Consider the following 875-nt stretch of genomic DNA (forward strand, 5'->3'; position numbering starts at 1 on the left):
GAGGCCGGTGTCGCCTTGCCGGCCGCGGTCGGCGCGGGCGCGGCCATCACGGCTGCGTCCAACGGGGCCGCCGTCGCGCCGGCGGAGTCCGGCGGTGAGGCCGAAGCCGAGACCCTGACCGACAGCCTGACCAACCGGTATTTCTCGGCGAGCATGGGCAAGTGGTCGCCGGACTCGGGCGAGACGGTCGCGGAGCGCCTGGGGCTGATCGTCGGCTCCGCCATGGGTTACGAGCCCGAGGACCTGCCGTGGGAGGTGCCGCTGATCGAGCTCGGGCTGGACTCGCTGATGGCGGTGCGGATCAAGAACCGCGTCGAGTACGACTTCGACCTGCCGCCGATCCAATTGACGGCCGTTCGGGACGCCAACCTCTACAACATCGAGGAGCTGATCAAGTACGCGGTCGAGCACCGCGACGAGGTCGAGCAGCTGCACGAGTACCAGCAGAGCCACTCGCCCGAGGAGATCGCCAAGGCCCAGGCGCAATTGATGAGCGGCGCCTCGCCCGCGACGGTCGCCGCGCCCGCGCCGACCGCGGCCGGCAAGGCGACACCGGCCTCCCCGGCGCGGGTCACCAGCGCGTCGTACACCAGCGTGAAGGACTCGTCGATGCGGGCGTGTACCTGCACCGAGGCGCCGCCCGGATGCCGGGTCAGCGTCGTCACCAGCCGGGCGCCCTGGCCGGGCACCGCACGCTGCTCGGCGGCCGCCAGCTGCGCGTCCGGAAGGACCTCTGCCGCAGCGGCTTTCACCAACGCGGGCAGGTCCGTCAGGCCGCGGGGGTTGTACTCCCAGACGTGGCGGCCGTCAGGCAGCGCGACGTGGTGGCGCGGCACGAGCACCGAGCTGCTGCCGTGCGCGAAGTGCACGTCCAG

The 875-nt window shown here is 72.1% G+C and carries 1 protein-coding gene; it reads left to right on the forward strand.

Features of this window, described 5'->3' with window-relative positions:
• Positions 1-875: acyl carrier protein (locus A5704_RS29325; RefSeq protein ID WP_231969181.1), on the forward strand; the 875-nt coding region annotated here is incomplete at both ends.

This window comes from Mycobacterium sp. E735 (genome assembly GCF_001666955.1).
Taxonomy (GTDB): Bacteria; Actinomycetota; Actinomycetes; order Mycobacteriales; family Mycobacteriaceae; genus Mycobacterium.